Annotated in this window: 7 protein-coding genes and 3 pseudogenes; 4 read left to right on the top strand and 6 right to left on the bottom strand. The window is 71.1% G+C overall.

The annotated features are described in order from the left end of the window. Window positions 1-196: TipAS antibiotic-recognition domain-containing protein (locus HW445_RS11655; RefSeq protein ID WP_180220956.1), on the top strand; the 196-nt coding region annotated here is incomplete at its 5' end. A 76-nt stretch (window positions 197-272) separates the two neighbouring features. Here the strand turns inward: HW445_RS11655 and HW445_RS11660 are convergent. After that, window positions 273-389: pseudogene (locus HW445_RS11660) on the bottom strand (IS5/IS1182 family transposase); the annotation flags it as partial. A gap of 58 nt (window positions 390-447) precedes the next feature. Between HW445_RS11660 and HW445_RS11665 the strand changes: the two are divergent. Beyond that, window positions 448-723 carry a hypothetical protein gene (locus HW445_RS11665; RefSeq protein WP_180220957.1) on the top strand — a complete coding sequence of 92 codons (276 nt, stop codon included), beginning with the start codon at window positions 448-450 and terminating at the stop codon, window positions 721-723. Window positions 724-803: 80 nt separating this feature from the next. On the opposite strand, the gene HW445_RS11670 is transcribed toward HW445_RS11665, so the two are convergent. Then, the gene (locus HW445_RS11670) at window positions 804-2,222 is read right to left on the bottom strand and encodes a hypothetical protein (protein ID WP_180220958.1); all 1,419 of its coding nucleotides are present in this window, start codon (window positions 2,220-2,222) and stop codon (window positions 804-806) included. Window positions 2,223-2,467: 245 nt separating this feature from the next. Between HW445_RS11670 and HW445_RS11675 the strand changes: the two genes are divergently transcribed. Next, window positions 2,468-3,457 (top strand): sigma-70 family RNA polymerase sigma factor, encoded by a 990-nt coding sequence (locus HW445_RS11675; RefSeq protein WP_180220959.1) that lies wholly within the window; start codon window positions 2,468-2,470, stop codon window positions 3,455-3,457. A 76-nt stretch (window positions 3,458-3,533) separates the two neighbouring features. Here HW445_RS11675 and HW445_RS11680 read toward each other — a convergent pair whose 3' ends face one another. Next, window positions 3,534-4,202 (bottom strand): DUF998 domain-containing protein, encoded by a 669-nt coding sequence (locus HW445_RS11680; protein WP_180220960.1) that lies wholly within the window; start codon window positions 4,200-4,202, stop codon window positions 3,534-3,536. 365 nt (window positions 4,203-4,567) lie between these two features. Between HW445_RS11680 and HW445_RS11685 the strand changes: the two genes are divergently transcribed. Beyond that, the gene (locus HW445_RS11685; protein WP_180220961.1) at window positions 4,568-5,806 is read left to right on the top strand and encodes a hypothetical protein; all 1,239 of its coding nucleotides are present in this window, start codon (window positions 4,568-4,570) and stop codon (window positions 5,804-5,806) included. A gap of 112 nt (window positions 5,807-5,918) precedes the next feature. Here HW445_RS11685 and HW445_RS11690 read toward each other — a convergent pair whose 3' ends face one another. The 3 genes and pseudogenes from HW445_RS11690 to HW445_RS11700 all read right to left on the bottom strand — a co-directional run. Continuing rightward, window positions 5,919-6,413 (bottom strand): DUF6357 family protein, encoded by a 495-nt coding sequence (locus HW445_RS11690; protein WP_218956863.1) that lies wholly within the window; start codon window positions 6,411-6,413, stop codon window positions 5,919-5,921. Between the two features lie 551 nt (window positions 6,414-6,964). After that, window positions 6,965-7,349 (bottom strand): annotated as a pseudogene (locus tag HW445_RS11695) (LysR substrate-binding domain-containing protein); the annotation flags it as partial. 91 nt (window positions 7,350-7,440) lie between these two features. After that, window positions 7,441-8,251, bottom strand: a pseudogene (locus tag HW445_RS11700) (Mucin-2); the annotation flags it as partial.

Genomic DNA, 8,251 nt, shown 5'->3' on the forward strand with positions numbered 1-8,251 from the left:
CGTACAGGCCGAGGTGGACGCCAACTACCAGCAGATCTGCCGGTTCTGGACCCCGAACGCGGCCGCCTACAGGGGAGTGGGCCAGACCTATGTCGACGACCCGCAGATGCGGGCGAACTTCGACAAGATCGCCGAAGGTCTCGCCGTCTACCAGCGCGATGCGATGACCGTGTACGCGGACGCCCGACTGAGCTGACCGCACGCGCCCGAAGTGACTGCGGCGGGTCATGATCGCAGCCAGAGGCGAATGGCTGCGACGGTCACTGTGCGGCCGGCACGGTGTGCTTGATCCGGCGCTTGCGCAGGTACCGGCGGTTACGGCGGTTCGTGTACGCCTTGTCGCCGCTGTGGTGATCCGGCCGGGTGCGCGGGTGACCGCCACCCGGTTGCAAGAAACCTGCTTCCGTGACGCGCGGCCCCCTCCGGCGAGCGGCCTACCCTTACGCCGTGACGTGGAACGAAGCTGAGTATCTCGACTACCTGCGGTCCGAGCGGCGGGCCTACGCATGGGTCATGCAGCATCACGGCGGGCTGTCGCCGGAGGAGGCGAGTGAGGCCGCCCTGGCGCATTACCCGTACGAGTCGGCCGATGCGCCGTTTCGCGGGCTGGTCTTTCACGACGAGCCATGGCACTGGGCGATGCTGTCGATCCACGGCGATCGGTACGCGGCGGAACACCCCGAGCTGGGGCATCCGTCACCTGACTACCTGGCCCTTGAGTAGCCGATCAACGAGCGCATAGGAACCGCGAGGTGGGGCTCCGCGCCCGCTCCCCGAGATCTGTGCCATGACCCCGGTCTCACCTACACCGATGCGCTCCAGCCGTCACCGGCCGCGATGTGCAAGGCCCCCCGGTGCAGGTCGAGGCTGCAGGCGGCAGTGGGTTTCCCCACCTGGACGAGCGAGCCGGGGCCCTGAAAGGCCGTGACGTCCAGATGGAAGGCGTCGGGCTCCGTGCAGCTGACGGTTCGCAGCCGCCAGGGCGCCGAGGAGCTCCCACCAGGCCGGGGCGGCAGGGCGAGCTGGAGCTGCGCGGTAGCCGCGCGTTCCACACGGTAGTCGGTGTGCGCCGCCGTCCAGGAGACCATGCTGAGAACCGCCTGTCCGGGCTCGCTGGACGCGGGTGTGGTGCCGGCGAGAGGGGCGGGAGTCCGTGCAGCAGCAGAGGGCTCCTCGATGAGGTCCGGGCGGCCTGCTTGCGTCTTGAGAATGTCCGCGAACCAGCGGGCGAGTTCTGGACCGCCCTGATCGGCCCACGTCCGGATGACGGCACGGAAGGCCGTATCCCGGCGGCGGCCGCCGTGCTGCGAACCGGCGGCCAGGATCGCTTCACCCGCTCCTGAGAAGGCTCGGCACAGCTTGAGCACGGGCACATGATCCGCTTCGGCGGCGTAACGCACCGAGCGGAGCTCCAGCATGGAGTGGCGCAGAAGTGCGGCGGCAGCGTGCGTGTCGGGGCTCAGGTCGCCGCCCGGCGGCCGACGCCGGGACTCCGGCCGGCTGCTGCGGGGAGGAGTGACCGCGTCCGCGCGCCGACCGGCCCCGGACAGGTGCCACGAACGGTCGTCCAGACGATATTCACCACCGGTGGCGCGGAGCCGACCGCTGGAGCCCAGGGAAATCCCGATCTCCCGCACTCCGGCGTCAAGGATGGCTCCCCGCGTGTCCGGCAGGCGGAAGGCGACGTCGCTGACACCGTCCAGCCACACATCCAGCAGTGCGGGCGGTGCGGGCTCATCGACTGCGAACTTGCGATCGACGACCAGTCGGAGAAAAGCGGACAGGCGAGTACCGGCACGCTCCACCTGCAGGTGGCGGACGGACGCCGTCGCGAGATCGTAGTCGGGAAGCAACTCGTCCACGGCCTGGCGCGTAAGCCGGCATTGCGGTGCCATGACGCGTCCGAGATGGTCGCGGCCTGGCGAGTGAGGCTTGGCCGGAGACAGAAGCGCTTCGATGTCGTACCCGGCAATCCTTGCCTGCTCGACCATCCATCCGCGCCGCCGCTCGCCGAGTCCGGCCATCCACTCCAGCACGGCCGTCGCCCGCCGCTCACGTTCACCCGCTCCGGAGGCGCTCGCGGCCCAGAACAGCGGGAAGAGATTGTTGTCCCACACGTCCGACGCCGCGCGAATGGCTTCCCTGTCGAACAGGCGGACGTCTGCGGCCGCCTCCGCCATGTGGTCCAGTGAGCGGTCCAGCAGAGCGGCCAGCACGGACATGGCCGACGCCGGACGCATCGGCGAGCGCGGTACATCGGATGGTGGTGGGGCAGGTATGGCCACGCCGTGATGGTCGCACATCCTTCTCCCGAGCTCCGCCGAGAAGGCACAGGGAGGAGGTCACCCGCGCATCCAGGGCAAGCTCGCCCGACCCGGACCCTCCTCGAGGACGCCGCCTCAGCCATGAACCGGTCCTACAGTGAGGGACTGGCCAGCGACGTGGGCTCTTTCCGAAGGAGTGCGGCATGGGGGATACCGGGGTGTCCGGAACGGCGGTGGAAGGGCTCGAAGGGTACAGGCGGGAGCTGACCGCCTACTGCTACCGGATGTTGGGGTCGTACGCCGAGGCCGAGGACGCCGTGCAGGAAGCACTGGTACGGGCGTGGCGGAGCATGGACCGTTTCGAGGGCCGGTCGGCGCTGCGGTCATGGGTGTACCGCATCGCCACCAACGTCTGTCTGGACGCCCTCGCCTCAGGCAGGCGGCGGGCACTGCCGATGGATCTGTCCGGGCCGAGCGAGGGCGGTACGCCGCCGGCGCTCCCGCAGGACGCCGCCCTGTGGGTGGAGCCCTGTCCCGGCGACGATCCGGAGGCGGCCGCCGCGATGGGCGAGTCGGTGCGGCTGGCGTTCGTCGCCGCGCTGCAGCACCTGCCGCCCAGGCAGCGGGCCACGCTGGTCCTGAGGGACGTCCTGCGCTTCTCGGCGCGAGAGGTCGCCGATCTGCATGGCTGCACCGTCGCCTCGGCCAACAGCGCCCTGCAGCGGGCGCGCGCCACGCTGGCCGACCGCCGCCGGGCGACCGACGGGCCTGCGGCCCGGCCGTGCGGCGACAGTGTCCGTCAGGTGCTGGCCGAGCGGTATGCCGCGGCGTTCTCCCGTTACGACATGGAGGAGTTGAAGATGCTCCTCCATGTCGATGCCACGCTCTGCCTGCCCCCGTACGCGAAGTGGATGCGAGGTGTCCCCGACATCCAGGCGTGGCTCACCGGCCCCGCGATCGGCTGCCGCGGCTCGCGCCTGGTTCCGACCACCGCCAACGGCTCTCCCGCCTTCGGCCAGTACCGCCCGCGCTCGGACGGCACCGGCTACGTCCCCTGGGCCCTCCAGGTCGTCGACTTCGCGGGCGACCGGATCGCCGGCATCACGGCCTTCCGTGACACCGAGCGTCTCTTCCCGCTCTTCGCCCTGCCGGACCACCTGGGCGAGGAGGTCCGGCAGGGCGCTCGTGCGTGAGCCCTTCCTGACTCCTTGCCGCCGGTGTCCTCAGCCAGGGGGTCTCCCCACTCGGTGATCCGGGGCCGACCGCTGGTCAGTGGTTCGCCGGCGTGGTGGCCAGACGGGCCGTCAGCGCGGTCAGTCCCAGAAGGCCGAGGCCGGCGCCGGCCGTGAAGGCCAGGACGGAGGTGGCGGAGGCGGCGAACCCCGCGAGAACGGCGACCGGGAGGAGCCGCGAGGCCACGGCCCACCTGCGGTGCCCGTGGGCGGCGAGCGGACCGGCCAGGACGACGAAGGCCGCGCACAGAGCCAGGTAGCCGACCATTCCGGCGGCCATGTGGACGGTTCCGTGCCCGCTCATCACGGTCGCATCGGGGGTCCCGGCCGGAAAGCCCGCGCCCGCGTCCGCCGGGAAGGCGGCAGCCACCCAGAACGAGGCACCGAAGACACCGACCAGCACCGGCGCCCACGAGCCGCCCCCACCGCCGCCCAGCACCCGGCGCAGACCGATCGCACCCGCCATCAGCAGGGCGCCGACGAGCAGGAAGTTCACCGTCTGGATCCAACCCGCCTCGCCCAGCGCGAGCTGGCTGAGCGCGTTGCGTGTGAAGTCGAAGCCGTCACGCGCCAGCCCCTGAGCGACGCCGACCGCGAGGAACACCGGACCCGCCACCATGCCACCGACCAGCGAGCGGCGTACCGCCGGGCGGGACACAGGTGTCGGGGAAGCGACGTGCCTGGATGCGCTGACTGTGTGGGTCATGACTGGGCCTTCCTCAGGTGGAGTTGTCGCTCATCCGACCCACCGGGACCAGCAGAGTCATCGCTCCGATCGACGTGAGCTGGCCCACACGAATCCGCCGACGCGTGTCAGGCCCACCGCGGGGTGGACGGCGAGCAAGGCGGCGGGCCGTCGCGCGAACGAGCTGTCGCGGAGCGACCTCCAGGCCATGACGGCGCGCTCGGATCCGCACGGGATTCGGAGCACGTGCCCATCCACCGGGACCATAGGCGCTGCACGGCACGGCATGCCGGTCCACTCCGGCCCGGCAGTACTCTGAGTCGTCACCGTCGACCGGACTGCGGGCCGGCACCGAGCATCCGATTCCGGCGACGACGGGAGTGAGCGTGACGAACAAGCACCGGTGGGCCGCACGGAGCAGGCTTCCACTCCTCGTGGACGCCCTCGCCCTGGGTACGGCCGATGAGCCTGTGCGTCGGCTCATCCGGGCCTTCGGCGGCGAACCCACCTCCGTGACCGAACGCGACCTCGGCGAGCCCGTGCTTCGCGTGCGCAAGCTGCGCTTCGCATCGGGCGGAGAGATCGTGCTCCATCACGACACCGTGGCAGCCGTGATCCTGCATGTGAAGGCCGCCGCCGACCGCCGGGGCACCGACGGCCTTGGTGCCGACAACCTCGGCGTCGTCGACCTCGCGCAGTGGGTCGAGGGCCTCACCAATGACGCGACGCTGGCGGAACTCAAGGCCGCCCTTGCACTGCCCGTCCACTTCTCCGGCCTCAGCAGCCCGTACTTCACGCTCGGGTCCGGGCATGCCCGGCTGCGTTTCGTCCACGGCGACGGCCACAGCGGCGGCTGGAACCAGCCGGGACGTCTGGCCCGCATCGTCGTCACCGTGGACAGACCCGGACTCGGGCTCCCGCCCGACGCCGATGCATGTCCGGCCTGCACGGCTTTGCTCGTGCGCGGCGACAACGGTGTCGACGTCGATGCCACTCTTCTGCGGCTCGAGGGCGCGGTCGCCGCCAAGACCCTCAAGGAGGACGCCTCCTGGGTGAAGCTCGCCGACCTCCGGGCGCTCCACGCCTCCCGTCTGATGACGCTCGTCGAGAGCCACCTGACCTGTACGTCCTGTCGCCACGTCATCTGCTTCACCCTGTACGGAGACGGCTCTCCCACCTTCGGCCACTACGCCGTCGACGACGCCCGTCGACGGCCCGTCGAGCCGATCCCGCCGGCTGGCCAGTGGGGATCGGAGGAACGCCTGCTCGCCGAACGGGACGCCATGCGATACCTCGACCACCAGCCCGGTGCGTGGTTCCTGGTCCAGCAGGGTGACTCGCTCTACCTGGACGCCCGCTACTCCTACAGCGCGGTCATCGACGACTCCGCGCTGATCGAGCTGGATCCTTCCGAACGGGAGGCGTACAGCAAGGGCGGGCACGAGTACCTGCGCCGACTCGCTCGAAAGATCCACATGAGCGCGCCGTACACCCCGGATTCTCCGTACTTCGCACGCGACCTGTACCGCCGCGGAGGAGAGCCCGGCCGTGACTACCGCAGCGAGGTCACCTCCGCGATCGCGCACCACACCTGGCTGGTCGAGCAGCGCTCCCGCCCGACGTGACCGTCGGACTCACACCACGAGTTCACACCACGAGCGGCACCATCAGAGCGTCCACCCACGGGAGACCTGGCCCAGCACGCCGACGATCTCCCGGGAGACGACGCGGTTGCAGTCACCCGCGGGTGCGTTTGGCGTCGTACCGTCGGACCCGGTCCCAGTTCGACGTCGGCGTCGCGGACTGCGCCGCCGCGAAGACCTTCCCCCGCGCGAGCAGCTTGACGCTCGCACCGTGGGCGATGAGGCAGGGCCTGTCCCACCTGATGCGCCCGAACAGCGCGTCGACCTCCTCCTGGGAACCGAACAGGACCGCATCCAACAACGCTGCCGCCGCACGCTCGTCGAGAGGTCCGCTGCTACCGGCGGCATGGCACAGCGGCAGGAACGCGCTGTACAGCAGCAGATGCCGGGACAGGCTGTTCCGGAGCGCCGTGACGTGCTCTTCGACAACGGGGACGGTGAACGTCCGCGGGTCGTGGAGCGCGTCAGCTCCGCCGACGACCTCGAGCAGGAGGTCTCCGTCCTCGCGGACCGCACGAGGGAACCAGTTCTGCCGGGTGAAGACGACCTCGCTCACGGCACGGTCACCCAGGACGACGTCGAGTGCCACGGAACGAAGGAAGGACGGTGGAACAGCAGGGTCATCCGGGTCAGTGTCACATGCCAAACGCTACGCCGGGTACGGGGCACGGCACCGGACGGCGGGGAGGGAACACCTCCTGGGCCTCGCTGACACCACGGCAAAAGCGCCTCGCCGACCGCGGCTCCGCGCCTTCCTGCAGGAGCAGCCGATGATCGGCGGCACCCGCCCCCTCTTCCCCGTCACGGCGCTGCCCGGGGACGACGGCGTCCTGGTCACGTTCTCCCGGACCGGCGCCTCGGCGCACGTCGCGGCGGACGGCACGGTCCGGCACACCGGCCCCGTACCGGGCGGTCGCGCCGGGGCCGAGAGGGTCCGCCACGGATCCGGCGGGGCCGCTCCGTTCCAGCTGGCCGTAGCCGTCGAGGCCCTTCTCGAGCTCGGCCAGTCCCCAGGCCCCGAGGCCGGTCAGGCCGAGGAGGACGAAGGCGCCGATCGAGCAGCCCTTCAACCACCGCGGCGTATCCGCGGTCGGGGTGTCGGCGGGGGCCGGTTCGTGTCCATGTGCGTCACCCTAGGCAGCGCAGCAGCGCGCCCACGGGGTCGGTGCGGAGCTCCTGCACGACGAGAGCGGTCTCGTCGAACGGCCCGCGGGTCAGGGCGACGTCGACCAGACCTGCGCCTAGCCCGCGGGTGGGATCGGTCAGATCGGTCTCGCGGACGCGGACCTCGACGCCCCGGATGCCGCCGACGGTAGGCGCGGGCCACTCGTGTGGCGTTCGGATCGGCGCTGTCACCGAGGATGCCGACGGTGATGGCCGTGTTCCCGGCCGCCGCGGCCACCCGTTCCCGGAGCCGTTCGGCTCGGTCGAGCAGGGTCCGCGCCCAGTCGAGGAGAACCGCACTGGACCGTTCGTCACTGAAGTCGGACCGGGGAACGGCCCGTTGTGACTGGTCGGTATGGATGTCCGCTCGGGTGTTCGATCGGGTCCTTCGGGTTTGCAACTTCCCCGGAACGAGCCGTCGGAGAACTGCGCAGGGCAGGGGGTGCTCGTGGTCAGGCGGAAACGCCGGCCCTGTCGAGGACGGCGGCCATCTCGTCCTCGGGGAGTGCCGGGTTGGCACCCGCACTGGAGGCCAGTTCGGGGACGTGGAGCGCCTCGCGGAGTCGGCGGAGCGGGAGGCGCGGGTCGCCGGCCGCCGCCTGGCGCGTCCAGACCTCGGGATCATGGCTGAGCCGTTCGATCAGCGCGGGCGTGGCGGCCGGGTCCCGGACGGCCAGCCGACGGTAGTTGCCGTCCGGGTGGTCCGCGTAGCGGGCGGCGAGACCTTCGCGGGGGAAGCGGGGGTGGGTCTCCGCCATCCACGCCGAGAACGTGCCACCGAGCCGCGCGTACACCCGCATCAGGACCTCCTCCGAGGCGTCGGGGTGATGAACGCCCAGGCGGTTCTCCACCACCGGATCCCCGGTGCGTGCGAGCCGACGCAGAAGGCCGAGCTGCAAATGAGGACTCCGGGCGGCGGCGCGCCGAAGCAGCGGGTGGGCTGAGGCCGCGGCCCGTCGCAGCACCTCGGGGTCGGCCGGCCCGTCTCGTACCCACCACACGCCGTCCCCTCCGTCCAGGTCCCCGACCGTGAAATCGATCGACATGCGCCGTGCCTCGTCCAGCTCCGGCCTGAGGGAGACCGCGAGCCGTACGGCCCCGTCGGAGTCGGCAGCGAGCCGCTCCACGAGGTCGGCGGGCAACGACGGGTTCTCCGCGAGGGCGGCCAGATGCGTCCGTTCGGCGACGCACCGCTCGGCGTCGGCGCGGCGCAGGAGCCCACGGCGCAGCGCCTCGGCGGCGGAGGCCGGATCGCGGAGGAGT

The sequence above is a fragment of the Streptomyces sp. UH6 genome, from assembly GCF_013421635.1.
In the GTDB taxonomy this organism is placed as follows: Bacteria; Actinomycetota; Actinomycetes; order Streptomycetales; family Streptomycetaceae; genus Streptomyces; species Streptomyces abyssomicinicus.

Excerpts from the sequence above, each read along its gene's own strand:
- HW445_RS11670 (WP_180220958.1), bottom strand. The coding sequence starts at position 2,222 with ATGTCCGTGCTGGCCGCTCTGCTGGACCGCTCACTGGACCACATGGCG.
- HW445_RS11675 (WP_180220959.1), top strand. The coding sequence starts at position 2,468 with ATGGGGGATACCGGGGTGTCCGGAACGGCGGTGGAAGGGCTCGAAGGG.
- HW445_RS11680 (WP_180220960.1), bottom strand. The coding sequence starts at position 4,202 with ATGACCCACACAGTCAGCGCATCCAGGCACGTCGCTTCCCCGACACCT.